This is a genomic window from Synechococcus sp. CBW1006, assembly GCF_015840525.1.
Classification (GTDB): domain Bacteria; phylum Cyanobacteriota; class Cyanobacteriia; order PCC-6307; family Cyanobiaceae; genus CBW1002.
On the sequence record NZ_CP060396.1, the window covers coordinates 3294338 to 3320361 of the forward strand.

General features: G+C 64.9%; 25 protein-coding genes, 1 tRNA gene and 1 pseudogene. 10 read left to right on the top strand and 17 right to left on the bottom strand.

The features are described from left to right. Positions 1-80 precede the first annotated feature (80 nt). Both H8F26_RS16295 and H8F26_RS16300 read left to right on the top strand, forming a co-directional pair. Positions 81-1307, top strand: a complete 1227-nt coding sequence (locus H8F26_RS16295; protein ID WP_197155767.1) for a transposase — start codon at positions 81-83, stop codon at positions 1305-1307. Between the two features lie 102 nt (positions 1308-1409). After that, positions 1410-2495 (top strand): annotated as a pseudogene (locus H8F26_RS16300) (IS256 family transposase); the annotation flags it as partial. A 188-nt stretch (positions 2496-2683) separates the two neighbouring features. On the opposite strand, the gene H8F26_RS16305 reads toward H8F26_RS16300, so the two are convergent. Further along, positions 2684-3052, bottom strand: a complete 369-nt coding sequence (locus tag H8F26_RS16305; RefSeq protein ID WP_231605302.1) for a helix-turn-helix domain-containing protein — start codon at positions 3050-3052, stop codon at positions 2684-2686. 13 nt (positions 3053-3065) lie between these two features. Further along, on the bottom strand, positions 3066-3407 hold the full coding sequence (locus tag H8F26_RS19690; RefSeq protein WP_231605303.1) for a hypothetical protein: 342 nt from the start codon (positions 3405-3407) through the stop codon (positions 3066-3068). 261 nt (positions 3408-3668) lie between these two features. Here H8F26_RS19690 and H8F26_RS16310 point away from each other — a divergent pair, with 261 nt between their 5' ends. From H8F26_RS16310 to H8F26_RS16320, 3 genes are all read left to right on the top strand, one after another. Next, positions 3669-4568, top strand: coding sequence for a helix-turn-helix domain-containing protein (locus H8F26_RS16310; protein ID WP_197155768.1), 900 nt, complete (start codon positions 3669-3671; stop codon positions 4566-4568). Positions 4569-4716: 148 nt separating this feature from the next. Then, a complete protein-coding gene (gene istA, locus H8F26_RS16315; protein ID WP_197154250.1) occupies positions 4717-6087 on the top strand; it encodes an IS21 family transposase in 1371 nt (456 codons plus the stop codon). 41 nt (positions 6088-6128) lie between these two features. Further along, positions 6129-6473, top strand: coding sequence for an ATP-binding protein (locus H8F26_RS16320; protein ID WP_197155770.1), 345 nt, complete (start codon positions 6129-6131; stop codon positions 6471-6473). Here the strand turns inward: H8F26_RS16320 and H8F26_RS16325 are convergent. Further along, positions 6404-7276: an IS3 family transposase gene (locus H8F26_RS16325; RefSeq protein WP_231598222.1), complete on the bottom strand. Its 873-nt coding sequence runs from the start codon at positions 7274-7276 to the stop codon at positions 6404-6406. The genes H8F26_RS16320 and H8F26_RS16325 overlap by 70 nt on opposite strands. Before the next feature lie 10 nt (positions 7277-7286). Continuing rightward, on the bottom strand, positions 7287-7574 hold the full coding sequence (locus tag H8F26_RS19695; RefSeq protein ID WP_231597691.1) for a transposase: 288 nt from the start codon (positions 7572-7574) through the stop codon (positions 7287-7289). An 84-nt stretch (positions 7575-7658) separates the two neighbouring features. Between H8F26_RS19695 and istB the strand changes: the two genes are divergently transcribed. Then, positions 7659-8216: an IS21-like element helper ATPase IstB gene (istB, locus tag H8F26_RS16330; RefSeq protein ID WP_304623234.1), complete on the top strand. Its 558-nt coding sequence runs from the start codon at positions 7659-7661 to the stop codon at positions 8214-8216. 200 nt (positions 8217-8416) lie between these two features. Here istB and H8F26_RS16335 read toward each other — a convergent pair whose 3' ends face one another. The 8 genes from H8F26_RS16335 to H8F26_RS16370 form a co-directional block, all read right to left on the bottom strand. Continuing rightward, positions 8417-9751 (bottom strand): hypothetical protein, encoded by a 1335-nt coding sequence (locus H8F26_RS16335; RefSeq protein WP_197155772.1) that lies wholly within the window; start codon positions 9749-9751, stop codon positions 8417-8419. 180 nt (positions 9752-9931) lie between these two features. After that, positions 9932-10005 (bottom strand) — tRNA-Met (locus H8F26_RS16340). A gap of 59 nt (positions 10006-10064) precedes the next feature. Continuing rightward, positions 10065-11021 (bottom strand): M23 family metallopeptidase, encoded by a 957-nt coding sequence (locus H8F26_RS16345; protein ID WP_231597907.1) that lies wholly within the window; start codon positions 11019-11021, stop codon positions 10065-10067. Positions 11022-11232: 211 nt separating this feature from the next. Then, positions 11233-11703, bottom strand: a complete 471-nt coding sequence (locus tag H8F26_RS16350) for a tRNA (cytidine(34)-2'-O)-methyltransferase (protein ID WP_197155776.1) — start codon at positions 11701-11703, stop codon at positions 11233-11235. A 3-nt stretch (positions 11704-11706) separates the two neighbouring features. After that, on the bottom strand, positions 11707-12261 hold the full coding sequence (cobU, locus tag H8F26_RS16355; protein WP_322758740.1) for a bifunctional adenosylcobinamide kinase/adenosylcobinamide-phosphate guanylyltransferase: 555 nt from the start codon (positions 12259-12261) through the stop codon (positions 11707-11709). 7 nt (positions 12262-12268) lie between these two features. Beyond that, a complete protein-coding gene (pxcA, locus tag H8F26_RS16360) occupies positions 12269-13414 on the bottom strand; it encodes a proton extrusion protein PcxA (protein ID WP_197155780.1) in 1146 nt (381 codons plus the stop codon). 45 nt (positions 13415-13459) lie between these two features. Next, positions 13460-14197 carry a photosystem II repair protein Psb32 gene (gene psb32 / locus H8F26_RS16365; protein WP_197155781.1) on the bottom strand — a complete coding sequence of 246 codons (738 nt, stop codon included), beginning with the start codon at positions 14195-14197 and terminating at the stop codon, positions 13460-13462. A 16-nt stretch (positions 14198-14213) separates the two neighbouring features. Next, positions 14214-14621 (bottom strand): tellurite resistance TerB family protein, encoded by a 408-nt coding sequence (locus H8F26_RS16370; protein ID WP_197155783.1) that lies wholly within the window; start codon positions 14619-14621, stop codon positions 14214-14216. 86 nt (positions 14622-14707) lie between these two features. Between H8F26_RS16370 and H8F26_RS16375 the strand changes: the two genes are divergently transcribed. Beyond that, positions 14708-15403, top strand: coding sequence for a cofactor assembly of complex C subunit B (locus H8F26_RS16375; RefSeq protein ID WP_231597908.1), 696 nt, complete (start codon positions 14708-14710; stop codon positions 15401-15403). On the opposite strand, the gene lptC is transcribed toward H8F26_RS16375, so the two are convergent. Next, positions 15309-16655: an LPS export ABC transporter periplasmic protein LptC gene (gene lptC / locus H8F26_RS16380; protein WP_197155785.1), complete on the bottom strand. Its 1347-nt coding sequence runs from the start codon at positions 16653-16655 to the stop codon at positions 15309-15311. The two genes, H8F26_RS16375 and lptC, sit on opposite strands and share 95 nt — an antisense overlap. After that, on the bottom strand, positions 16652-18265 hold the full coding sequence (gene metG / locus H8F26_RS16385) for a methionine--tRNA ligase (protein ID WP_197155786.1): 1614 nt from the start codon (positions 18263-18265) through the stop codon (positions 16652-16654). Before metG ends, lptC begins: the two co-directional genes overlap by 4 nt. Positions 18266-18438: 173 nt before the next feature. On the opposite strand from metG, the gene H8F26_RS16390 reads away from it, so the two are divergent. Continuing rightward, positions 18439-19086 carry a Mo-dependent nitrogenase C-terminal domain-containing protein gene (locus tag H8F26_RS16390; RefSeq protein ID WP_197155787.1) on the top strand — a complete coding sequence of 216 codons (648 nt, stop codon included), beginning with the start codon at positions 18439-18441 and terminating at the stop codon, positions 19084-19086. Then, entirely contained in the window at positions 19076-20890 is a 1815-nt protein-coding gene (locus tag H8F26_RS16395; RefSeq protein ID WP_197155789.1) for an FAD-dependent oxidoreductase, read from the top strand. Before H8F26_RS16390 ends, H8F26_RS16395 begins: the two co-directional genes overlap by 11 nt. On the opposite strand, the gene H8F26_RS16400 is transcribed toward H8F26_RS16395, so the two are convergent. The 3 genes from H8F26_RS16400 to rpmG all read right to left on the bottom strand — a co-directional run bounded on the left by H8F26_RS16400 (position 20873) and on the right by rpmG (position 23465). After that, positions 20873-22786: a ribonuclease catalytic domain-containing protein gene (locus H8F26_RS16400; protein ID WP_231605304.1), complete on the bottom strand. Its 1914-nt coding sequence runs from the start codon at positions 22784-22786 to the stop codon at positions 20873-20875. The two genes, H8F26_RS16395 and H8F26_RS16400, sit on opposite strands and share 18 nt — an antisense overlap. A 140-nt stretch (positions 22787-22926) precedes the next feature. Then, positions 22927-23148 (bottom strand): 30S ribosomal protein S18, encoded by a 222-nt coding sequence (gene rpsR / locus H8F26_RS16405; protein WP_010308434.1) that lies wholly within the window; start codon positions 23146-23148, stop codon positions 22927-22929. A 122-nt stretch (positions 23149-23270) separates the two neighbouring features. Beyond that, positions 23271-23465, bottom strand: a complete 195-nt coding sequence (rpmG, locus tag H8F26_RS16410) for a 50S ribosomal protein L33 (RefSeq protein WP_197155791.1) — start codon at positions 23463-23465, stop codon at positions 23271-23273. A gap of 112 nt (positions 23466-23577) precedes the next feature. On the opposite strand from rpmG, the gene pheT reads away from it, so the two are divergent. Continuing rightward, positions 23578-26013 (top strand): phenylalanine--tRNA ligase subunit beta, encoded by a 2436-nt coding sequence (pheT, locus tag H8F26_RS16415; protein WP_197155793.1) that lies wholly within the window; start codon positions 23578-23580, stop codon positions 26011-26013. The last annotated feature ends 11 nt before the right edge of the window (positions 26014-26024 follow it).

A 26024-nucleotide genomic window follows, 5' to 3' on the forward strand; every position in this document is an offset into this window, starting at 1 on the left:
GCTGCGCGGCTGCGTCACGGCCCCTGAACGGATACCTCGGCTTTGCGGGCTACACAGCCAAGGCACCGTTTGATGCCTCGATGATGGTGCACTTTCGCAAGCGTTTCTCTGACGAGGATCTGCGCCTTATCAACGAGCTGGTGGTGCAGCGCGGCAAAGAGATCCTTCTGGAAGCACTTGCTCAGGCAGCAGACGATGACGACCATGATGATCGTGATTCCAGTGGAGGAGGCGCTCAGCTAGAACTTGATGCGTTGATCAAGCCTGCTGACTGGCCAGAAGGAAAGAATTGGGGCACTCTCACGATTGATGCCAGTTGCACTCCAGCCGACATCACCTATCCCAGAGACCTCAAGCTCCTCAACGAGGCTCGCACAACGACCGAGCGAGTCATTGATGATCTGTGCAGTCAGTCATCGGGATTCAGGAGACATCGACCTCGCTACGACCGTGGCCTTGCTCGTGCTCATTTCCTGAGAGTGGCGAAGCAAAAACGACCACGTCGCCGCAAAGTGAAGGCTGCCATTAAACATCAGCTTGGCTATGTGCGGCAGAATCTCAAGGCCATTGATGCTCTGATCGGCTGCGGGGCAAGGCTTTCCGAGCTTAAGAGGCATTGGTGGCAGAAGTTGTTGGCCTGCAGCGAGTTGGAGCGGCAACAGGGCCTTCTGCTCGCCTCTCAGACCACCAGCATTCCAGACCGCCTAGTGAATCTTGTGCAGACCCATATCCGCCCAATGGTGCGAGGCAAAGCACGTGCTGCGGTGGAGTTTGGAGCCAAAGTCAGTGTTTCGGTTCAAAACGGCTTTCCGTTCCTGCACCGCATAAGCTGGAACCCCTACAACGAAGGAGAAGACCTGATCGCTCAGGCGGAAAAATACAAGCTGGATACAGGATCTTACCCAGAGCGCATCTGCGCCGACCGGATTTATATCACGGCCAAGAATAGGCATTTCTGCACGAGGAACGGTATTCGCCTCTCCGGCAAGCGATTGGGTCGCCCGCCCAAGGATCCTGATGTCACCACTGCACACAAGCACCAGCTCCGATCTGATCAAGCTCGACGCAATGAAGTGGAAGGCGTCTTTGGCTCTGGAAAGCGCAAGTATTCCCTGGATCTGATCATGGCTCGTCTACCAGCTGGTGCCGAATCCTCCATCTCGATGGCCTTTGTCGTGATGTGCGCGGAAAAGGTCTTGAGGCTGCTGCGCCTCCTTTTTGTCCTTCTTTTTGGGTGGATCTACAGCTTTTTTATGGCCTGGTCAGCGATCAGAGCGCCTGAGGGCATCTGCAGGCCAGGCTTTTGAGATCTGGCCGACTTGATGTCACCGCGCTTGCCAGCCTGATTAACGCGAAGCAAACGGACGAATCCGGCGCCGATGGGCCGAGAATCTTTTTCAGGAGTCCCTACGCACCGCAACGGCTACCGCAGGCGACTGCTCACCACCCAGGTGGGCGACCTGACCCTGGCCATCCCAAAGCTGAGGCAGGGCAGCTTCTTGCCCGACTGGCTGGAGCCCCGACGGCGGATCGACAAGGCCCTCTACGCCGTGGTGATGGAGGCCTACACCGGCGGCATCTCCACCCGCAAAGTCGACGCCCTGGTGGAGGCTCTGGGCGGCGACAGCGGCATCTCCAAATCGGAGGTGAGTCGCATCTGCCAGGGCCTTGATGAGCAGGTCAAAGCCTTTCTGGGCCGGCCACTGGAGCATGCCAGCTTCCCCTACGTCTACCTCGACGCGACCTACCTTCACGGCCGTCTGGGCCGCAACCTGCAGGTGGTCTCCCGGGCGGTGGTGGTGGCGATCGGGATCAATGCCCTCGGCTACCGCGAGGTACTGGGAATCGCCGTGGGCGACAGCGAGGCCGAGGGCTTCTGGCGCCAGTTCCTGGGCTCACTCAAAGAGCGTGGCCTGACTGGCACGCGGCTGGTGATTTCGGATGCCCACCTGGGGCTGACAGCCGCGATCAAGCGCATGTTCCAGGGCAGCAGCTGGCAGCGGTGCCGAGTGCACTTCCTGCGCAACCTCCTGAGTCATGTCCCAAAGGTTGGCCAGGACATGGTGGCGGCGGCGATGAAAGCGGTGTTCGTGATCCAGAAGCCTGAGCAGGTCAGAGCCCACTGGCAGCAGGTCACCGAGATGCTGCGCAAGCAGTTCCCCACTGCTGTGCCCGTGATGGAAGCCGCCCGGGACGACGTGCTGGCCTTCCTGCACTTCCCCCAGGAGCACTGGCGCAAGATCTGGAGCACCAACCCGCTCGAGCGCCTCAACAAGGAGATCAAACGCCGCACCAACGTGGTCGGCATCTTCCCCAATGACGCCGCGATCGTGCGGTTGGTGGGCAGTCAGCTGCTGGAGCAGCAGGAGGAATGGCAGCTGGAGCGCCGCCGCTTCTTCTCCGAGGCCACCATGGCAAAAATCCCCGAGCTCGAGGAAATGTTGGAGCCCACCGATGGTGATCCGGCCAAGCGGGCGGCAGTAGCCATGAGCTGAAACGCACCAACTCCTTCCTCGATCTACACGAATCCCCTCGATCGCTGAGTTGCACATTCAGCGATCAGGGTTCATAGTGGAACGATGGAGCTGCGCAATCAGCTCCCAAGCAGTCATCCCCTGACTGCTCCTGATCACCCTCCTGAAAGGGTCACAGGACCTCCTGAGTTACACCACTCGCAGGGGCGCTACCCCTGCTTGAGCCGCTTGATCTCCTTCTGATCCTGTGCGCGGAGGCGTTCAAGCTCCTTCTGCTCTTTCAAGGTGAGCACTGGCTTCTCGTTGGCATCCTGGGATGCTTGCCGCCACCGCTCCACCTGCTCCGGGTACAGACCCCGCTCTCGGCAGTAGGCGCTGAGTTCGGTGGCGTTCAAACCAGCGGTCTCCAGCACCACCGTGAACTTGTCCGTGGCACTCCAACCCTCAGGATCCTTCTCGGATGCCGGCACCACCTCTCCCTGCAACCGCCAGGCCTTCCTCCAGTTGTAGAGGGTGACCACGTGAATGCCCAGCTCTGCTGAGATCTGGGCCACGCTCTGCCGCATGGGCGGACTCATCCGCCTTCTCACATCAGCCTTGACGGCCTCGCTGTAGCGACGCATTGCTCTGCTCCATCAAGCCCCCTTGGTGATCGAAATGGAGAGGCGTCAACTTTCCTGGCAGAGGGGGCTCCGTGGTGAGTACCGTGAAGATTTTGTTTACTTTTGCCAGGATGGTCCTTTTTATGGTCTGACTGAACAAACCGAACGTGAACGCAATTGGTGGGCCTTGATCGCACAGCCAAATGTCACCATGTGCTGGCCCATCGTCATGTTTTGGGGTGAGTTCGTACATTTTGAATGGCACTGTCTTGACGATGAGAGCGGTGAAACTCTTGCCAAGGGAACCGTCTGTTGGGTCCGTCGCGGTCATCGGGGAGGCTGCTACTTCAAGAGTGAACAGCTGACTTTCTACCGTGATGTCTTTGCCTCTCAAAACCTACTGTCTCTCCTGAAGACCGACAGAACTATGAATGAGTAATGTCCTTTTGCACCTGCATAATTGCCTGTAATGCCTGCTAAACTGCCGGCTGCTCTTTAGCTCTACCACATCACCATTTCTTGCCTAAGCCATTACCGCTGATGCCCTGAGCCACGCCCCCCCCCCCCCCCCCCCCCCCGCATGGGTGGGGGCATGAGCCCTGATGTACTGGCGGCAGTCCCTCTGCCGCTCAGCGCACTGGGCGTTGAGATCGAGTCAGATGCCTGCACTTATGCCGAGCAATCCTCCACTGCCATGGGTGAGCGCTTGATCGTGCCGTTGGTTCAGGACCGACTCTTTCTTGCGCAGTTTTCCTTGGTGGATCTTGCTGGTTTGGTGATCCACTCAGGGCGGATTTCTCCCTTGATCTCTAGGCAAGAGCTCAGTGACGTTGCGACGCTGGTCGCGAGTTTCTCTGGCACCTATTTCTACCGACATGGGAGCACCCATCGAGACACCGAAGCCGGGGATGTCCTGCTCACCCAGAATGACGGTGGGGTCTATCACTGCAACTACTGCTCAGGCATCTGTCTGAACATTAACAACGCCTTGCTGCAGCAGACCGTAGAGAATCTCCTTGATCACAGCTGCACTCAAACCATCCCGGCCCTACTGGAGCTCAAGAAGGCCGATTCCGGCGCCTTATTCGGCTTCTTTGCACACGTGAATCAGCTCCTGGAGCAAGAGCGCTGGTTACCCAAAGCACTGGGGCTTGGCAGCCAGCTGTATCGCTATCTCGCCGTGGCGTTGCTGCAGCAGAGCGGCCACATCGATCGTCTGCGTCAACGGCAGCAAGGACGCAGGCGCTGGAGCCCCGGGGTCGATGAGCTGGTGGATTACATCCGCTCCAACCGCGCAGTTCCGCTGCCCATGGCCGATCTGGAGCGGTTGAGCCACTTCTTAGCCCGCCATCTCACCACCCTGTTCCGCGAGCGGTTCAACTGCACCCCCATGCAGTTCGTTCGTCGTCAGCGCTTGGAGATGGCCATGGAGCGGCTGACTGCACCCCAGCCAGGTGACACCGTGATTCGTATCGCCAGGGAGTGCGTCTAACGCCATGCCGCCAACTTCAGCGTTGACTTCCAGCGCGAGTTTGCGAGCAAGCCCTCGGACGTGACAGGCGACAGCGAAAACTGGCCCAGATGCGACACGAAATCTGGCCCCCCTCTGCGAGCCACTGACCAGGGCCAACGCCCTGACCGTGGTGCTGTCACCTCAGGAGCAGAGCTCCCGGGATGCGGCGTTGGAAACTCCAGAGGAAGTCCAGGCGATCCTTGGCCTCACCGCAGCTGGCTGGGGCCGCCGGCGGATCGCCAAGGAACTGGGCTGCTCACCTGAAACCGTCCGCAAGTACCGGCGGCAGGGAGGCTGGGAGGCCTACGGCAAACCTCGGCGGATCGGCGTTCTCGATGGTCAGTGCGACTGGCTCAGGGAACGGTTCCTTGCCCACAACGGCAATGCCGATGTGGTGCGCCAGGAGTTGGCTAGCGAGAAGGGCATCGCCGTATCACTGCGCACCGTGGAGCGGGCGGTGGGGCAGTGGCGGCAGGAGCTGCGGGCTGCAGCACTGGCGACGGTCCGGTTTGAGACGCCGCCGGGCAAGCAGTTGCAGGCGGATTTCGGTGAGACCTATGCCCGCATCGCTGGTGAACGGCTCAAGGTGCACCTGTGCGTGCTGACCCTGGGCTACTCGCGGCGGCTGGTGGTGCGCGCCTATCGGCACGAGCGCCAGGTCAACTGGCTGTTGGCGATGGAGGAGGCCTTCCGCCACTGGCAGGGGGTGCCGGCCGAGGTGTTGTTCGACAACGCCCGTGCCCTGGTCAAGGAGCACGATCCGGCTCGCCAGGTGCTGGTGTTCAACGAACGGCTCGATGCCTTTGCCCGCTACTGGGGATTCCTTCCCAAAGCCTGCCGGCCCTACCGGGCCCGTACCAAGGGAAAGGACGAGCGCGGTGTCGGCTATGTCAAGACGAATGCGGTGGCCGGCCGGGAATTCGCCAGTTGGGAGGCGCTGGAAGCGCACCTGGAGCGCTGGAGCCGGGAGGTGGCCGATGTTCGCATCCACGGAACGACCGGTGAACAGCCGGTGGTGCGTTTCCAGCGGGAGGAAGCCGCTGCCCTGCAGCCGTTGCCCCATAAACCGTCGTTCCTGGCGGAGCGGGAGCTGGTGCGGGTGGTCCACAACGACGCCTGCGTCGAGGTGGAGGGCAACTGGTACAGCGTCCCCTGGAAGCTGCTCAAGCAGCGGGTGAGTGTTCTGCTGCGGGATCAGCAGGTGCTGATCCGCCATGGCGGCCGTGTCGTCGCCCGACATGAGCGCGTGGCGGCCAATCGGCGTCATCGCTCCGTGCTGCGGGGGCACTGGGATGGCCTGGTGCCAGCGCCGCAGCAGGACTTGGCCGAACGGTCACTGCCCTCAGCTGATGGCGCCAGCTGCGTTGGGTCCGCCTCCACCACGTCCCCGCCCTGTGGGGGCGGAACGCGGCGGCGGACCGGCGTGATGCGCAGCTCAGAACTGGCCCGCTCCCTGGCGGTCTATGCCGCCGAGGTGGGCGAGGAGGTGGCGGCATGAGTCCTGCCAAAACCGGGCAACCGGATCGTCGCCTGCAGCCGATGGCCACGATGCCGCCTGTCCCCATCGAGGATCTCGACGACATGCTCAGCCGCCTGCGACTGACCGCTATTCGAGATCAGCTCGACAACCTGCTTGAGGAAGTGGCCCGCAAGGAGCTGAACCTGCGCGAGGCGTTGACCTGGCTGTGTGCGGCGGAGATCGCCCGCAAGGACCAGCGGCGAATCGCGATGGCGATGAGCATCGCCAAGTTCCCGTTCGTGCGGACCCTGGAAGGGTTCGAGTACGAGGCCCAGCCTTCTGAGGTGGGTGCCTTTTATTGGACAGTTCCGGCCCCTGACATCGTTAACCCAGGACGGGTGGAACATGGTTCGGCCTCAGTGTAGACCGCGTGGGGAGTTTTGCCTCCAAGGGAACTGTGAGGTCTTACATGGCAATACCGCCACAGGAAGCGGGCCAGGCTGATTTCAGCGTCCCAGCCATCGCTGTATGCCCGTAGGTAGACCTCCTCGTACTTGACAGTCCTCCACAGCCGTTCAACAAGGATGTTGTCGTAGCACCGCTTTCTGCCGGACCAGCTGATCTGGATCCGCTCCCCTTTGAGTCTGGCCACAAAGTCAGCGGACGTGAACTGACAGCCTTGATCGGAGTGGAAGATCTCTGGCCTACGGCCGCCTCCCAAGGCCATCTCCAGGGCCTCCAGACAGAACTTCGTGTCAAGGCTGTTGGAGAGCCTCCAGCTGAGCACATGCCTGGAATGGAGATCCATGATCGCCACCAGATAGAGGAACCCTTTCTGCAGAGGGATGTAGGTGATGTCGGTCGCCCAGACCTGATCCACCGACGTGACCTGCGTGAGGTCCACCAGGCAGGGGAACCGCACGGACGGATCACCTGGAACCGTCGTCCGGGGCTTCTGGTAGATCGCCCGTAATCCCATGCGCCGCATGAGGTTTCGCACTCGATCTCGGCTGATCGGGATACCATCTTGGGCCAGATAGTCCACCATCCGGCGGCTGCCGCTGCAGGGATCCTCCAGGTAGAGAGCATCGATCCTGGCCATGATCCGCAGCGTCGATACACGGACCGGTGTCGGCCGGTAGTACAGCGTGGATCGAGGCAGCCCCAGCAGCGCACACTGCCTGCTGATGCTGAGCTCGGGGTGGTCGTGATCGACCAGCTTGCGCAGTTCACGGGCATCAGAGCAGTTGAGACTTTTTTTTGAGCCACTCCAGCTCCATCTGCAGCCGTCCGATCTGCTGGAACAGCTCCGCCTCCTTGGCCTGCCCCTCCTCCTTGTCCTTGGTCTTCTTGCCTCGGGTGAAGAGCTCGCTGGCACCGTCCAGGAGCTGCCGCTTCCACTGGCTCACCTGGATCGGGTGGATGGCGTGGTCGGCGGCGATCTCCTGGATCGTCTTGCGGCCACTGATCGCCTCCATGGCGACCCTGGCCTTGAACTCGGGGCTGTGGGTGCGGCGCTTGCTCATCGGTGGGAGCCCCTTTCAGGGGCGGTACCCCGCCTCAGAGGTTAACGATGGGGCCTGTCCAGAAAAGCCAGACCACCTCATTCCCTGGATCCTGGCCAGATCCGGGAACTTGCCACCTGCCGCTGGGTGGCCAACGGCGACACCCTGCTGCTGCTCGGTCCGCCTGGAGTAGGCAAGACCCACCTGGCCGTCGCTCTGGGCCGAGAGGCGGTGAGCAAGGGCTACACCGTGCAGTACGTCTCGGCGATGGAGCTGATCTCCACCCTGGCCCGGGCCCATAACCAGACGGCGCTGGAGAGCCGGCTGAGCCAGTACGGCAAGAGCAAGCTGCTGATCATTGACGAGCTGGGCTATCTGCCGCTGGAGCCCGATGCAGCACACCTGTTCTTCCAACTGATTTCCCGCCGCTATGAGCGCGGCAGCGTCCTGATCACCTCCAACCGCCCTGTTATGGAGTGGGGCGAGGTGTTCGGCGATCAGGTCGTCGCCACCGCGATCCTCGATCGGCTGTTGCACCACAGCCATGTGCTGACCGTGCGGGGCGACAGCTACCGCCTGCGTGAGAAACGCCGCTCCGGTCTGCTCAGGAGCAGCAGTGCGGTGAGCACCATCCCAGCCACCGGGGAGGAAGGGAGCCCATGAGCATCCCGTTCCTCCCGATCCACCCCCATCCACATCACCAACGACTGATGAGCAAGACCTACCGGCGCCGGCTACGGCGTCAACAAGCCGGGGTTCGAGCCCCACAGGGTGGGCCAGATTTCGTGTCGCCGGAGGACCAATTCCGGATGTCGCTTGACATGAGGGTTCTGCCTGAGCCCTGATGCGCCTGCGGCCGTACCTCACCCGAGGCCGGCCGCTTTCAATTTAAGTGCCATCTCGAGCAGCTCGGGAGTGATCCCCTCAGGTAGAGCCAACGATCCCTCTTCAGCCAGCACCGAAGCAAAGGGTTGGATCCGATTGATGGCAGGCCCGCCTCCTCGCCGCCGCTGCAGCGATTCCTTGCGCCGGCTTGAGCTGAGCCACCGGAGATAGATCCGGCGGTGTACATCCAACCCATGCCCCATCCAGGTGGCCATGTCGTCATCAAACGCGTCTGCTGTTTCCGTTGAGGTGGCACAGCGAATCGCGTAAGCGTGCCGGAGGTCGTATGGGCGGACCCAGTCCATTCCCTCGCCATCGGCCACAGGCGCCCAGAGCTTCTGAAGGCCCTTGCGCTGGAACTCCTTGTACAGGGAGTTCGACACGGCGACGTTGTTTACAGCGATCTTGACGCCCGAGACATCAGCAAATCGAACGGTCCAGCGAGCGTTGAGCTGACCGTGGAACTGCTCCCAGTTCTGGCGCAAGTCATAACGCTCCACCCAGGCCTCCGGTACCGGTGGTGCAAAGTGCTCGCCGGTTTTGGTCTTCATGTCGCCGGGGATGCTGATCCACCCCTGGCTGTCGATCCCTTCCGCGTGCCAGAGCTCATGGGGACGAAGTCCATAGGTGGCGATGCAGCCGAACACCCACTGGTGGAAGGGCTCCAGGTGGTCCAGCCAGTGCTGCAAGTCCTCATCGGCCGGAATCACCCGCACCCGCATCGAAGAAGCCTTGCGGATCTTCTCGGCGGCTCCCTTGGGGCGCAGGTCACGGAGCCGTTGCAGCTCAGCGGTCAGGTCCATCTGGCCACTGCGATGGATCTGGCTGAGCGTCTCGATCCGCCGGTTGAAGCTCTTGAGCTGGAGGCGTGGATCGTGTTCCAGAACCCAGGCCTGAAGGCGCTTGGCTTCGACGGGTCCTTTGAAGTGGGCAATCCGCTTGCTCAGATCGTTGATGGCGTGGGCCCTGCTGCCCTCTTTACAGATCCGGAGCTTGATATCGGCAATGCAGGCCTCTGCCATCTCAGACCAACCAGGACCAGTCGGTTCTGGCTTCGGAGCCTGCGGGGCAGGCCAGGTGCCTTGCCGGTGGCCCTGAATGCAGAGATCGCGGGCTTCCTCGATGTCGTCGCGACTGCACCAGCGCTTCGGCTTAAGCGAGAACTCGCCGAGCTTGCGTCCATCCACCATCTCGCGCACGTAGATGAAAGGGCTGCCGGGGTGCCGCCGAATGCGGAAGCGCGACCGCCGCACCTTGAGCTCCTGTACGCACTGATCCCAGAACGGAAGGCTTGGAGAAGTGGTCTCAGGCATGGGATCCGAGAGCGACGGGCCCCTGTGAGTGTTCCCCAAAAACGTGCAAAGTGCTTTGCACGTTTGGGCTACAAGTGGCCTCTACTGGTACCAAGTGGCTCAGATTGGTCCCAGCTGTGGAATTCCTGAAAACCCAGTCCCAGACAGCAAAAAGCCCCGCCGAAGCAGGGCAAAAAACTATGGCTCGGGGGAGACTTGAACTCCCGACCTTGGGGTTATGAATCCCACGCTCTAACCAGCTGAGCTACCGAGCCTTGCCTTGGGAAGTGTAAAGGATGACCGTTCCCCCAGGATCCAGCCGGACAGATGCTGCTCAGGCGCGGGGTGGCAGGAACTGCAGGGGATTTGCGGCGCCCCTGGATGGGGGATGGATTTCAAAATGGAGGTGAGGGCCGGTGCTGCGTCCGGTGCTGCCCATCTGGGAGATCTGGGTCCCCTGGTTCACCTCTTCACCGACCCGCACCAGCAGGCGGCTGTTGTGGGCGTAGAGAGATCGGCTGCCATCGTCGTGGGTCAGTTCCACCAGGTAGCCGTAGCCGCCGTCGTGCCAGCCAGCAAAGGAAACCCTCCCGGAACGGGCGGCCACGATGGAGGTGCCGACGTTGTTGGCCACGTCGATACCCTTGTGCATCCGCCCCCAACGCCAGCCGAATCCGGAGGTGAAGGTGCCCTGTGCGGGCCAGATCCAGGTGGTGCGGGACGCGTCATTTCCGCCACCGAAGCGCCGCTCGGGGCCAAGATCTGGCTGATCGGGCCAGCTGAGGCCACCACTGCCGACGGGCTTGAGACCCAGAACCATGCGCGAGCGCCCCGGAGATGACTGGGCAAGGCGAACCTGACTACCGGCCACCAGGCGGGCCGTTTCAAGGCCAGGGTTCAGGCGCAGAAGCTCCTGCAAGGTAACCCCATAACGCTGGGCAATCTTGATCAGAGTGTCGCCTAGGCGAACCACCCCGGACTGCTCCAGCGGGGGCGGCTGCTGCAGAGGGGGTGTTCGACGTAATTCACTGGTGTCGAGCGCCAGCAGAAACTTTGCCTTTCGACTGCTCTGGGACGGCAACACAAGCCAGTCACCGGATTCGAATTCGTGGTCTTCGTTGACGTCGTTGAGCTTGGCCAACCGGGTCTCGTCAACGCTGAGTTCGTTGGAGAGATCTTCGATCGAAACCGGCTGACGCACCTTTACCCAGAGCTTGTCGAGGCTGGCGGCTGGGAGAGAGGCAACCAGAGCGTTTTCGACACGATCACCGCTCCAATCGGCGCGTGCCATGAGCCCAACAGCGGGAATCGTGGCAACAGCGGGTAAAAGGATCAGCCAAGGCTTCATGGAGTTTCAGTTCATGCGGACAAGACCCGGTAGAGAAGCCACCATCTCCGGGCAGCGCAGACAGTAGCGCCCCGAACCCTTGCAAGCAAGCAAGCATCGACACCGAAAACAGGTGTCTCAGCGTAAGAATGCAGGCCAATCCTGGCTTCTGGCATCAGGAAAGCTGCCGCAGCGCCTCAAACAGCACCACCCCGACCGCTACGGATAGGTTGAGACTCCTGACGCCACCATTCCCATGGCGCTGACCGCAGGCCATGGGAATGGTGAGACAGTCGTCTGCGAGGGCCTGAACCGGGTTCGGTAATCCGTCCGTTTCCCGCCCGAACAGCAGCCAGTCGTCGTCTCTGTAAGCCAGATCGGTGTAGCCATGCTCGGCATGACTGCTCAGGGCCAGGAGTCGACCGCCACGACGCGCTCTCTCCTGCAGGAAAGCCTCCAGGTCGCCATGGCGATGCAGGCGCACCCAGGGCCAGTAGTCCAGGCCGGCGCGGCGCAGCTGCCGATCATCGATCTGAAAGCCGAGCGGTTCGATCAGATGCAGTTCAGTGCCGGTGGCGGCACAGGTGCGGGCCACATTGCCGGTGTTGGGAGGAATCTGAGGCTGGAACAGCACGACCTGTGGCATCGCTCAGGGCTCCAGCAGCTCTGGTACGGGCTGGCTCAGAGCCAGCAGATCAACAGCCCGCCCCTGCAGCACCAGCCAGGCTCCCGTGCACAGAGCCATCAACCGCTGCTGCAGGCGGCCCTGCCGATCGCGGAACAATCCGCCGATGGCTGTGGGGGGAACCACCCCCCAGCCCACCTCCTCACAGACGAGGACCACAGGAGCGGCGCAGTGGCCGATCGCCTCCAACAGGCCCGCACAGGCCGTTTCCCAGGTCTCCCCGTCCCAGTCGAGCCCGGCCGCCACCCAGGTGCCGAGCGAATCAACCAGCGCAAGTTGATCGGGGCCCAGCTCCTGCAGGGCCTCGGCCAGGTGGCGCCCCACCTCGCGGTTCTGCCAGCTTGAGGGGCGGCGGCGGCGATGCAGGGCAAGCCGCTGCTGCCAAGCGGGATCCTCCGGCAGGGAGGGCCCAGTGGCCAGATACACCACCTGGCGGCCCGAACGGGCGGCCAGGTGCTCGGCCCAGCGGCTCTTGCCGCCGCTGCTGGGGCCACTCACCAGGGTCAGACAACCGCGCAAGCCCAGCTCAGCCCCCACCATTCATGTTGCGCAGGGTCGCCACGGACGATGGAGACACACGGTTGAGATAACGGAAGATCCAGTATTTGAAAATCGTCGCCAGTACCACCGGGAAGGTGGCGATGAACAACATGATGAAATTCTCCCTGGCCGGCAATCCCAGGTGATTGGCCACCCCATCCAGCAGAACGGTCCAGCCCTCAGGGCTGTGGAAACCCACGAAGATGTCCGTGAACAGGATGATGGCGAAAGCCTTGGCGCTGTCACTCAGGCCATAGACCAGCTCATCGAGAAAGCTGCGCAGCACCTGGATGTCCCTCTGGCCGAACACGCAGACGGCGATGAACCCGAACAGACCGCCAAGGTCGGCGAGAACGTTCTTGATGGCATGCGTGCTGTCCTGATCCGCCTCCTCCTTCAGATCCTGAGCCCGCTTGGCCAGCAAGGCATGGAGTTCCTCGCGCGAGGGGAGGGCCGTGCCCTGGAGCAACGCGTCGAACTCGATCTCCTCCCGGTAGACCCGCAGCTTCTCCACAGCCCTCTCCTCGAGCTGGGGCTTGGGATAGGTCAGAAAGGCATTATCCGGTGCAAATCGATCCACCAGTGGCGAGAACACATAGGCGCGGCTCACCTGCTGCATCAGCACCGGCACCAGGATCAGCAGCAACAGGATCCGCAGGGAGACCAGGGTGGAATCGCGCCGGCGCCGGAAGCCGGCCAGCACCGAGGCCTCGGCTTCCGGATCCAGCTGGCGCCTCACCTGGTCCACCACCCCGATGAGGCTGCGGGGCAGCACTTCCGGTGATCGGCTGATCTTGGGCAGGCGCTGTGGTCGTTTGGTGTAGTGCCCGACCACCGATTCAATCAGCTGCACCTGACGCAGATCCTGGCCGGCCAGTTCCTGGCGATGGGGCTCGATCATGTCCAGGGCGGTGCGGCACAGCTGCAGGGCGACGCGAAAGCGACGCAGCACCTGGGCCTCAACCGAGCGCGGAACGCTGAGTTCGATCTCAGGGCGCACGGGCCTGTCGTTGTAATACTCCAGCTCAATACTCTGGATCAGAAGCGCAGCTTCATAGCCGCGGGCCAGGTCACTGCTGAAATCCTTGGCCTGGGCACGGCCGAAGGCTCCGATCCAGTCGGTCAGGCCCATGGAGTGGCGGCGGCGATCGTGAACACCAATCTTCGGCTGTCAGGCTCAGCGTGAGAAGACCCACCAGGTCAGCATCGGCACAATTGTGCCCACCACCAGCAGCACGATCACCCAGGTGAAGGCATTGCTGTTGGCGGTCTCCTCACGGCTGGGCACATTGGAGGGCAGGCTCACCACTTCGGCCTCGGCAGCTTCTCCAGGATCCTCTCCACCCTGAAGCACCAGAGCCAGGCGATCCAGAGCCTCGACTGATGCCTGCCGATAACGGGCCCCATCCCGCAGCGGAGTCGCCATCGTGCTGCGGGCGGTGCTGGTGAGCAGATCGCGGGGCAACTGGCCATTCAGGGCAGGATCCACCACCACAGCGGCCGTGTTGGTCTGGCTGTCGATCAACAGAAGCAGCAGCGGATCAGGACTGGAAGCCTGCTTCCAGCGCTCGATCAGCTCCCGTCCCACTGCCGGCAGGGAAAGGCCGTAATCCAGCCGGTTCAAGGTGACCAGCCGCGCATCAATGTGAGCCCCTTCGAAGGCCGCAAGCTTGATCTCCAGCTCCGAGCTGGCTGCCCGGCTCAGAACGGAGGCGGTGTCGAGCACATGCTCGCCGGCTGGCAGATCAGGCAGATCCGCTGCCGAAACCGCCAGCGCCACCGGAGCTGGAACCAGCCACAGCACCAGGGCCGTCGTGACGGCCAGGAGCCAGCGGTGCCAGACGGGGAGGGTGTCCGGACGGTTAAGGGAACCAGCAGCAGCGGGCAGAACCACCTGGCGGGATGCGAAGTGCATGGATTCCAGTTTGCACTCAGCCGGCCAGGCTGTCGCGATTCAGCACGGCGATCACATCGAGGATCTGGGCAGCGCGTCCCTCGCCCAGCCTGAATTCGCTGGCCAGTTGCTCGAGCAACTCCTCCTCGGCGGCCTGCACCACGCGGTCGCAACGCACCAGCTGGGCAGCCATCGCCAGGCAGGTTTCCTGCTGCCCAGGATCCAGCGCCGGGATCGCTTCATGCAGCAGGGCTCGCCAGCCGGACTGGCGTAACTGATTGAGCAGCCCATCGAACAGATCCCCCATCGCCTTCTCGCTCAGATTGCGGTAGGGGCTTCGGAACTCCAACTGGCTGCGCAGCGCCCGGGCCTCATCGCGGCCCAGGGTGCCGTCACAGGCCACCGCCGCCAGGGCAACCGCGGCAAAGGCCTGACTCGGAGTCATGGGAAGAAGGCAGATCAGATTCCATTGCAGCAAGGACCGGTGAATCCGGCATCCTTGGCGATTGATCCACCTGCGCCCCTTTCCCCATGGACCTGCCCCTACCGGCCCGCTTCAGCCTGGGGATCGGGATCCTGGGGCTGGCACTGCTGGTGGCCAACCAGCTCACGGCCGGGCCTCCGTCTCCCGCGCTGGAGCGCGCCTCTGTTCTGGCCAGCCTGCTGGCGGTCGGGCTGATGTTGGTGGGAGTGCTGTGGACCAGGGCCATCCCCGAGGCCTCCGAACGTGTCGCCCTGGAAGGAGAGCAGGGGCTCCAGCTGAGTCGGGAGTGCTCCGAGTCACTGGCCCGAGAACTGGCATGGGGCAGCCAGATGCTGCTCACTGCAACCCCGGCCGCCGTGGTGCTGATCCACTGGCGCGGCACCACCCTGTTACGGCGAGGCCTGCTCCAGAGCGAAGCCTTCGTCCCTGGAGCGATCTGCGAGCGCAGCCGCCGCAGCGGCAAGGCCGTGTCGCTGGTGAATCTCAAGTTGTACCCCGGCAGGGCCGAATTCGAACCCCTGCTGGCTGGTGTGCCATCGGTGCTGGTACAGCCGATCGGTGATCAGGGCTGGATCCTGCTGGGGGGCTGGTCACCCCGCTGTTTCAGCCGCAGCGACCTCGCCTGGACCGAGGGCTGGGCCCGCAAACTCAAAGACGAATTGGCTCCGGTTCGCGTTTCGTCGTCTGTCCCGACCCCTTCGGAATCGTCAGCTGCGTCTGCACCCGGGCACCAGGAGTCGTGAACACCGCCAGCCCCTTGGAACCCATGCGACCCCGCAGCTTCTGGCTGCGGGTGATCTGGTCGTTGGCCTTGCGCCGCAGCACCACGTTTCCATCGGCCTCGATCACCTGGGTCTTCCAGTTCCACTGACACCGCTGGGCACGCAACGAATCACCGGGCTGATCCAGCTGGCAACCCCTCGGAATCGTGGCCAGCTCCTTATCGAGCTGCACCTCCAGAGCTTCACCGCGCACCTGCAGATCGCCGAACTGGCCCTCCATCGGCAGGTCCGTGCTGGCGATCTGCTTCTCGAGATCGAGCAGGGTGGCCTGGGCCCGCAGGCGGGATTTGTTGGTTGGGTCCTCGAACAGCACGGGAGCCTGCAAGCGCAGCACCTGCTGGATCGTGTTGCCCTCCAGGGCAGGGGATGTGAGGGTCTGAACCACTCCTGGCTTGAGGGTGCGGGTGCCCCGCAGGGGGCCGATGGCGATCAGGCGGCCGCTGCCCGGGTACCAGTCGGCTGTGGTGGCGCGGATGATCACATCCGGCCTGCGTTTCGGTGTGGCAAGAGCGGGGATGGCGTAAGCGAGTTCAGAGGCTGTTGGCTTTGCCTTGCTGCCGTCCTTGCCATTGCTGGTAGCGGTGGCTTTGTCATCAGCTCTCGGTGGCACTCGCCTGTCTTCGCTCTTGCCTGCGCCTTTCCCATCGCCCTTGGCAGCCTTGGTCCAGCGCTGCAGCTCAGGCTGACCACGCAACTCAAGCTTGTCCTGGTCAATCAGGAAGCGGGCCCTCTGGGCCACCAGGCGGGTTTCCTGGTTGGTGGCGCTGGGACGCAGATCGATCTCCATCAGCTGCTCGGAAGGAATCCAGCGCACCCGTTCGCCCTCGATCAGCACCGGCTGACTGCCAAGGCGCTGGATCCGGACCCCCCCTTCCAGCTGAATCACCTGGCCATCGTTGAGCACGGTGCCGCTGGTGGCCTCAATCCGATAGAGCGGCTTGCCCTTCGCATAGATGAGGCCGTGCGGCGAGCGCGCCCGTGCGATGCGGCGATTGAGGTCGTAACGGGCCTCAGGACTTCTGAGCTCCCAGGCGGGACGGCCCTTGGGATCCTGCTGGCGCAGATCCAGGGAACGGAACACGAAGGGCAGGGGATCCTCGGCCTGCTCCGGCAGGTTCGGAGCGCAGCCGACCAGCAGGGCAGGCAGAAAGAGAAGCGCAAACCAGCCGGGGCGGGGCCCCCGGCGGGGAAGGCGGAGGGGTGGGCAGCTCACAGGGGGGAGTCCAACTCCAGTCGACCCATCACGGGGGAAGGTTCGGGCAGTTCCAGACCCGGCTGCAGACGGCCCCATTGCTGGGCGACCTGCCAGGCCGTCGGTGTCGCGGCAGTGGACGCAGCTTCAAGCGATAGGGCTGCAGGCGAGGGCAAAGTCTCAGTGCCGGATTCAAAAGGCTCCTGGCCGAGTTGCTCCAGCATGCGATCCGACAGCTCCGGCAGCAGAGGCGCCAGCAGGACCCCCACCCAGCGGGTGGCCTCGAGCACGGCATAGAGATCGGCCGCCACCACCTCGCCCTGGCCCTCCTGCTTCATGCGGCTCCAGGGAGCCCGCTCATTGAGGAAGCCGTTGGCCGCGATGGCCAGGCCCAGCACGGCCTCAGCTGCCGTCCGGAAATCCAGAGCCTCCAGAGCGGCCGCGCTGCGATCGGCCGCGTCCTGCGCGGCCAGCGCCAGGGGATGGGCTGGATCTTCCCCCGCTCCGGCTGGAGGCACGCCCCCGTCGAACCAACGCCGCGCCATCGAGGAGGTGCGGTTGAGCAGGTTGCCGATCGTGTTGGCGAGATCGTTGTTCACCAGATCACTGAAGCGCTGCTGCTGGAAGTCACCGTCGTCGCCGAAGGGGATATCGCGCAGCAGGTACCACCGCACCGCATCACGGCCGCACCGCTCCAGCAACACCACCGGATCGAGCACATTGCCGAGCGACTTGCCCATCTTCTGGCCCTCACGGGTGAGAAAGCCGTGGCCGAACACCCGTTCCGGCAGCGGCAATCCGGCCGACAACAGCATCGCCGGCCAGTAGACAGCATGGAAACGCAGGATGTCCTTGCCGATCACATGCAGTTGCGCCGGCCAGCCACGTTGGAGGATCTGGTCCAGCACCACCGGTTCGTCCGGTTCGAGCAGGGCGGTGAGGTAGCCGAGCAAGGCGTCGAACCATACATAGAAGGTGTGGCCTGGGTGACCGGGCACTGGAATGCCCCAGGGCAGATCGATGCGGGAGATCGAAAAATCGCGCAGCCCCTGGACCACGAAATTCTCCACCTCCCGGCGGCGGCTGGCTGGCTGGATGAAGCCCGGTCGAGCAATCAGCTCCTCGATCTGTGCCTGATAGCGCGACAGACGGAAGAACAGGTTGACCTCATCGCGCCATTCCAGGGGGCGCTGATGAATGGAACACTCGGGATCCTCGGCGCCGGGGGCGTCATCCTTGAATTCCTCGCAGGCGACGCAATACCAACCCTGCTGGCGTCCCTCCACCACATCACCGCTGGCCTCCACCCGCGCGAAGAACTGCTCAACCAGCTGACGATGGCGGGGATCGGTGGTGCGAATCAAGCGATCGTTGCTGATCTGCCAGCGCGACCACAGATCCCGATAGGACGCACTGACGCTGTCGCAATGGGCCTGGGGGGTGAGGCCCGCCGCCTCGGCAGTGCGCTGAATCTTCTGGCCGTGCTCGTCGCAGCCGGTGATGAAGTGCACCTGATCACCGCACAGACGACGATGACGGGCGATGGCATCACAGGCCAGGGTGGTGTAGGTGCTGCCCAGGTGCGCCCGGTCGTTGACGTAATAGAGCGGAGTTGTGAGGGTGTAGGACATCGGCCGGAGGCTGGTGGCGGGGGACCGGAGTGGCGGGAGATTGGTTCTCGCTGCGCCGCCCTCTCAGACCTGCGCCCGCGGCCCTGCGTCGGGGCCGGATCCTACCGAGAGCCCCGGGACGGTTCCGGACCAGGATCCACTCTCCTCTCTCTCCCCATTCCCCTTCGCCTGCCATGCCGGAAGGAACCGAGACCACCGGGCTGTGCAGCCTCGATGCCGGGCTCAGCCCGGCCTGCCGGCACATCTGGCTCGGGGCGCTGCACCAGCTCGCCCTGGCGGATGGAGATTTCTCCGAGGAGGAGCAGCACCTGCTCATCCATGAGCTCAAGGCAGAACTGCCCGACGACTCCTGGGACGGCATCCAGCAACCCGGTGACGGCGCCCTGGTGCATCGCTTCGGTGTGGGCACGGAGCTGGCCGAGCAGTTCCTGCGCAGCGCCGTGATGGTGGCCCTGGCCGATGGCCACATCAGCGAGGTGGAGCTGGACCTGTTGCAGCGCTGGAGCCGCGAGCTGCAGGTGGCTGAGGCGGTGGTGGCCCAGCTGAGCGTGGACGCCTGCGGCGTGCCCCATCCCCAGGCCCTCGACGGCCTGCGCCAGTGGCTCGATGGCATCGAGCCGAATGATCCGGCGGTGGCACGCTTTCTGGTGAAGCTGATCCCGGCCCAGTGCCCCTTCGAGCGGGACGTGGTGCTGTTTGGCCGCAAGCTGGTGCACATCCCGCCGATGTGCAAGATCAACCCCCTCTACGACCAGCTGGTGGCCCTGCGCTTCCGTTGCCTCTGCCGCCTCGAGGAGTCGGATGGCACTGATGCCACCTGATCTCAACGCCGGCCTTACCCCCCAGGTGCTGGTCTGGGGCGGCGGCAGCGGCGGCGTCGCCGCCGCCCTCCAGGCAGCCCGCAGCGGCGCCGACACCCTGCTGCTCACCCCCGCCTCCTGGCTGGGCGGCATGCTCAGCGCAGCCGGCGTCTGTGCCCCGGATGGCAATGAACTCTCTCCGTGGCAGAGCGGCCTCTGGGGTGCCCTGCTGCGGGCCCTGGAACACCGCGAGCCCAGCGGCCTGGATCACAACTGGGTGAGCTGTTTCGGGTTCCGGCCGCGAACGGCCGAGACGATCCTGCAGGAGTGGGTGGCGGCGGAGCCGCGGTTGCGCTGGTGGCCCGGCTGTCGCCTGCTCGACGTGCGCCGCCAGGGCGATCGGATCAGCGCTGTACGCGTCCAGGTCGGCCCTGAGGGCGGAACGAACCAGGGCGAGCGCCCCTGGATCGAGCCGCAGCTGGTGATCGACGGCAGCGACCGCGGTGATCTGTTTCCCCTGGCAGAGGCCCCCTTCCGGCTGGGCTGGGAAGCCGCCGAAGACCATGGCGAACCCAGTGCCCCCAGCCGGGAGCGGTTGACCGGCGATCCGTTCTTTCGCCGCCAGCCGGTGCAGTCGCCCACCTGGGTGGTGATGGGCCAGCTGGATCAGGAGCGGTTGCCGGCCCCCGCAGAGCCGCCTGACCTGGCGGAACCCTTCCAGCAGGCCTGCAGCCGCTTTGGCCTGGAGCGCACCCTCACCTATGGCCGCCTGCCCGGCGGGTTGGTGATGCTCAACTGGCCGCTCTGTGGCAACGACTGGCACGAGGGGCTGGAGCGGGCCTTTTCGGGCGATGCCCTCCAGGACAACGCGCTGGAGCGGGCCATGCAGGCCCACAGCCTGGCCTTCCTGGCATCCCTCGAGCAGGCCTGCGAGGGAGCTCTGGTGGCCGGCGATGCCTTTCCCGGAGCCCTGGCCCTGATGCCCTACTGGCGAGAAGGGCGCCGGCTGGTGGGCCGGGATCTGGTGCTGGAACAGCACCTGCTGCCCCAGGGGGAGGGAGCCTCGATCGCGGCCCTGCCGCTGGAGGCCAGCGGCGCGATTGCAGCGATTGCGGTGGGGAACTACGCCAATGACCACCACTACCCGGGCGGTGACTGGCCCCTGGCGCCCAAGAGCTGCCGCTGGGGCGGCCGCTGGAGCGGCACGCCCTTCGCGCTTCCCTACGGCGCCCTGGTCAGCGCGACGGTGAGCAACCTGCTCGCCGCCGACAAGTGCCTCAGCGTCAGCCACATGGCCAACGGCGCAACCCGGCTGCAGCCGCTTGTGCTCAACATCGGCCAGGCCGCCGGACTGGCTGCCGCGCTCTGCCTGCGCCACGGTTGTACGCCAGCCGAGCTGCAGGTGCGAACACTACAGGAGGCCCTGATCGACGACCGCCTGGCCCCAGCCAGCCCCGTGCCCCTGTGGGACACCCCCTGGCACCATCCGCAGCGGCGGAAGCGGCAGAAGCAGGTGCTCGATGATCCCTCGCTGCTCTCGCCTACAGGAACCTGGATGGGCCCGGCGCAGCCCGGCCACCAGCCACCGGCCTCACCCCACGAGCGGCTCTGGCAGGGAGAGCTGCGGCCCGATGGCCAGGGGGGTTACCGGCTGCGCGTATCCAGCCCAAGCCAGGCCGAGGCTGGCCGCGACTGGCCCCTGATCACCCTGGAGCCGGAGCTGCACCAGTGGCTGCTGCAGCTCGACAGCCCCCGATCGGTGCGGCTGGTCGCCCATGCCAACCCCTGGGGGCCCTGGCTGCGGGCCTCACGCCTGGCCGACTGAGGCCCGCCCCTGCAGACGCAGCTGATCGCGCAGGGGATCCACCTCGAGAACCCGAAGCAGCAGCGCATCGCCCGGATCGCTGCCTTCGGGGCATTCCGCCACCAGATCCATGGCCAGGTCTTCGACATGCACCAGAGCCAGCCGCTCCTGCGGACGGAGCCAGCGCAGAAACACCCCGGGCCACTGGTCACGCTGATGGGCCGCGAACCACACCTGCTGCCAGTGGCGGTGATCCTCACGGCTGATCTGAATCCCCTGCTTGACCGGATCCTCCAGCTCGCTCAGCAACGCCGCCACGTCCTCCTCCGGCAATGGCGCCTGATCCGTCAGGGCGGCCTGCAGCTGGCGCTGCACGAGCAGATCGCCGTAGCGTCGGATCGGTGAGGTGGCCTGCGCGTATCCCTCCAGAGCGAGGCTGAAGTGGAGAGCCGGTTGGGTACCGGTGTGACTGCGACTGAGGCAGCGCTTGATGGCGGCGTGGCGCACCGGCCCCGGTGGCAACGCCTCAAGCTCGGCCGGCGACGGCAGCTCAGTCGGAAGCTGGCTGCGGTAGGGGAGTGCCAGACCCTCCCGGCGACCGAACTCGGCCACCACGGCCCCCGCCAGGATCATCGCTTCGGCCACCAGCAGCCGCGATGGACCCGGCTCGACGATCTCCAGCACCGGCTCGTCGCCGGCGGCGCGGATGCGGCCTTCGGGTTGATCCATCATCAGGGCGCCATGCTGCTGGCGCCAGCCACGCCGGCGCAGCAGCAGCTGGTGCAGGCAAAGCAGATCAGCCTCCTGCGGCGGCGCCAGTTCGATCAGCTCGTCGGCGTCGGCGTAGGAGAGGCGATAGGTGGGTTGAACCCAGCTGCGCTGCAGGCCGAAGTCGGCCACGGCGCCGGTGGCATCGAGCTCCACCCAGAGACTCCAGGCCGCACAGCGACGGCCCTGCACCAGGCTGAAGGGACCGGTGGAGAGGCACTCCGGAAACATCGGCAGGGTTCCCCCCGCCAGGTAGAGGCTGCTGGCCCGGCGTCGGGCTTCGAGGTCGAGCGCTGAACCCGCCGGCACCAGTCGACCCGGATCGGCCACATGAATCCAGAGGCGCTGCACACCACCCGGCAAGGTCTCGAGCGAGAGGCCGTCGTCAATGTCGCGGGTGTCGGCATCGTCGATCGTCACCATCCGGAGCCCGGTGAGATCCCGCCGCTGCTCATCGCCGGGCTGGGGCTGATCCGCCTGGGCGACAAGCTCTTCGGCCTCCGTCAGGAGTTCGTCGGAGAAGCCGTGCTGCCAGTGGCTGCGAGCCAGGGAAGGCAGGTGGTGCGGCTGCCAGAGACCCAGGTCCACCATCAGGTGGCGGATCGCTCCAGTCTCGGCAGGGCAGTGGGCCACCTGCAGCGCCTGGCGCAGCTGCAGCGGCAGGGGGTCGGTGCTGTCGCCCCCGGCCCAGAGCATCAGCAGCTCCAGATCGCGGCGATGCTCGGGATCGAGAGTTGTGGGATCCAGAGGCTGGCGCCGCCGCAGGGCCTCATGCCAGCGGCGGCGGCGCTCCAGCACCAGGCGTTCACGACGCCGGTCGCGCCGCAGGCGCCGCAGCTCATCCACCGGCCGGGGTTCCACAACCCCGTGTCGCCAGCGGAACAGCAGCTGGTCGCCTTCCAGCCAGAGCCAGCAGGCGGCGAGCAGGGCGGGGTTGGCCCCATCGCCGAGCAGGGAAGCGAAATCCGAGAGTGGCTGGGGCTGCCCGTCTTCCACCAGAAGGTGCCAGGCCTCGCCAAGCTGCCGTCGGGACGGCAAAACCTCGGCCACAACCTCTGCGGAGAGGTTCCATGGCGAAGCCCCCAGACCCGCAGGAACATCAGCTCCTGAAGGCAGGGGGATCAGCAGGGTGATCTGACGCAGCGGCAACTGCTGCGGTCGGGCCAGAAAACCGGCCAGGACCTTGGCTTTGCCAGACTGCAGACCTCGAACCAGGGCCAGCTGGGGCCCCTTGTCCGTGCTCAGTCCGACCAGATCGCCGGGTTGGAGGGTCTGGGAAGCCAGAGGGATCAGCCCTCGGGATTCACAAAGGGAAGCAGGGCCACGATGCGAGCACGCTTGACGGCGTTGGTGAGATCGCGCTGCTGCTTGGCGGTGAGGCCCGTCAGACGGCGGGGCAGGATCTTGCCGCGCTCAGTGATGAATTTCTTGAGCAGATCGACATCCTTGTAGTCGATCGGGTCGCCCGGCTTGATCGGGGAGAGACGCTTCTTGAAAAAGGAACTGGCCATCGAAAAGAAAGAGAAGACGAAAAAACTGCGGCTGCAACGGCAACCCCTGAGCTCCGGCCCGCAGGCAGGAGCGGCTGGAAATCAGGATGAGGCGGAAGCAGACCACTGCTTCCGCCCGGACCTCACTTGATTTCCTTGTGGTTGGTGGAGGCGTTGCAGTGGGGGCAGAACTTCTTCAGCTCCAGCCGTTCGGTGGTGTTGCGGCGGTTCTTCTGGGTGGTGTAGCGGGACACACCAGGAGACCGCTTGGCGGGGTTGGACCGGCATTCGGTGCACTCGAGAGTGATCACGATCCGGACGCCCTTGTTTTTGGCCATAAAGGACGTTGCGCCGCGTGTGCGATGCGAAGTGACAAACGAAGACTTTACCGTGTGATGGTTCCCTACCCCTCCGCTCCCTAGGATCGACGGCCGTTGATGGACTGAATGGATGCGGGTCTCGCTCCAGTGGTTGAAGGAGCTCGTGACCTGCGAGCCGGACGATCTGCAGCCACAGCTCCTGGCTGAGCGGCTGTCGGTCGCCGGGTTCGAAGTCGAGGAGATTCATGACCTGGCGGCCCAGGCCTCTGGGGTGGTCGTGGGGCTCGTCGCGGATCGCCGGCCCCATCCGGATGCCACCAAACTGAGCGTCTGCCGGGTCGATGTCGGCAGCGCAGAACCGTTGCAGATTGTCTGTGGCGCCGCCAATGTCCGCGCTGGCATCCACGTGCCGGTGGCCCTGGTGGGTACCACCCTGCCGGCGGTGGATCTGACGATCAAGCCAGCCGAACTGCGGGGTGTGGCCAGCAGCGGCATGATCTGCTCCCTGCGGGAACTCGGCCTGCCCGACGCCAGCGACGGGATTGCCGTTCTGGATGATCTGCTCGCGTCCGTACCCCTGCCGGGCCAACCTGTGGGGCCGCATCTGGGCCTCGACGATCAGGTGCTGGAGCTGGCGATCACCGCCAACCGGCCGGATGGTCTGTCGATGCAGGGCATTGCCCGTGAAGTGGCGGCTCTGTTGGAGGCCTCCACCAGCCTGCCCCCGGCCGCGCCCGCGATCGAAGCCGCACCCCTGGCAATCGATGCAGCCTCGAGGCTGGCGATCGAAGCCGGTGGACTGTTCAGCGTCACGGCCCTGAAGGGCGTGCGTGTGGCGCCGTCACCCCAGTGGCTGCAGCAGCGTCTGGAGCGTGCCGGCATTCGACCGATCAACACGGTGGTGGACATCACCAACCTGGTGATGCTGGAAACCGGTCAACCCCTGCATGCCTTCGACAGCAATCGCCTGGCGCACAAGACCGCTGGCCAGGCCGAACCGGCAGCCCTGGGGTTGCGGCAGGCCCGCAGCGGGGAGTCGTTCACCAGCCTCGATGGCGAGTCGCGGACCCTGGATGAGGAAGCCCTGGTGGTCACCTACGCCGATCAGGCGATTGCCCTGGCCGGCGTGATCGGCGGCCTTGAGGAGGCGGTTCAGAACGACACCACATCCCTGTGGCTGGAAGCCGCCGTGTTTGCGCCCCAGGCCGTGCGGCGGTCGGCCCGTAGCCAGGGTCTGCGCACCGAGGCCAGCCTGCGCTTTGAGAAGGGTCTGCCGCGGGAAGCCACCCTGGCGGCCGCGGATCGGGCCGTGCAGCTGCTGATCGAGCTGGCCGGCGCCGAACTGGAGGGCCGTTGGCTGCATCAGCGGCCCCAGGAGCCGGTTCAGCCCCTGAGGCTGCGCCGCGAAGCCCTGCACAACCTGCTCGGGCCGGTGGTGGTGGACGGCGAAGAAGAGGATCTCGAGGAGGGGCGCATCGCGGCCACCCTCACGGCCCTGGGCTGCGTGCTGAAGGACAGCGACGATGGCTGGAGTGTGGTCGTCCCCCCCTCGCGCCGCATGGACCTGCAGCGGGAAGTGGATCTGATCGAGGAGGTGGCCCGCCTGGTGGGCTACGACCAGTTCGCCTGCCATCTGCCCGACCCCCTGCTCCCCGGCGGCCTCGAACCTGCCCAGCTGGCCGAGCGCCGGTTGCGCCGCGCCCTCTGCGCGGCTGGTCTGCAGGAAACCTGCAGCCTCTCGCTGGTGCCCCAGGCTGCCGGACGGCTGCCACTGGCCAACCCCCTGCTGGCGGATTACGGCCATCTGCGCGACAACCTGCACGAAGAATTGCTCCAGGCGGCCCGCCGCAACCTCCAGGCCTCCCAAAACGGCTTCTGGGCCTTCGAGATCGGCCAGGTCTTCGATGCCGATGGTGTCGAACGGCAGCAGCTGGTGGGGGTGCTGGCCGGCGAACGCCGCGCCGAGCGCTGGACCAGCAGCGGCAAACCCCAGCCGCCTGGCTACTTCCAGGCCCGGGGCGTCTTGCAGGCGGCGCTGCAGACCCTGAAGCTGCCCGTGGACGATCGCCCGCTCACCGATCAGCCCCTGCTGCATCCCGGTCGTGCTGCCACGCTGCTGGTCGAGGGCCGGCCGGCCGGCTGGTTCGGCCAGCTGCATCCCGAGCAGGCCGACCAACACGACCTGCCGGAGGCCACCTACCTGTTCACCCTGGCCCTGGAGCCGCTGCTCTGCGCCGCCACACGCCGCAACCGCTGGCAACCCGCCTTCGCTCCCTTCGCCACAGTGCCGGCCTCCGAGCGGGATCTGGGCCTGGTGGTGCCGCAGGCCACCCGGGCGGCCGACCTGCTCAGCACCATCCGCAAGGCGGGCAGACCCCTGCTGGAGCAGGCGGAGCTGGTGGATCGTTATGAGGGCACGCAGCTGGGGGATGGCCAGTGCAGCCAGGCCTTCCGGCTGCGCTACCGCGATCCGAAGCGCACCCTCACCGACGATCAGGTGGATGGGGCCCAGGCGAAGATCCATGCGGCGCTCGAAAAGCAGTTCGGGGCCCAGCTGCGCAGCTGAGCCTGCGTTCA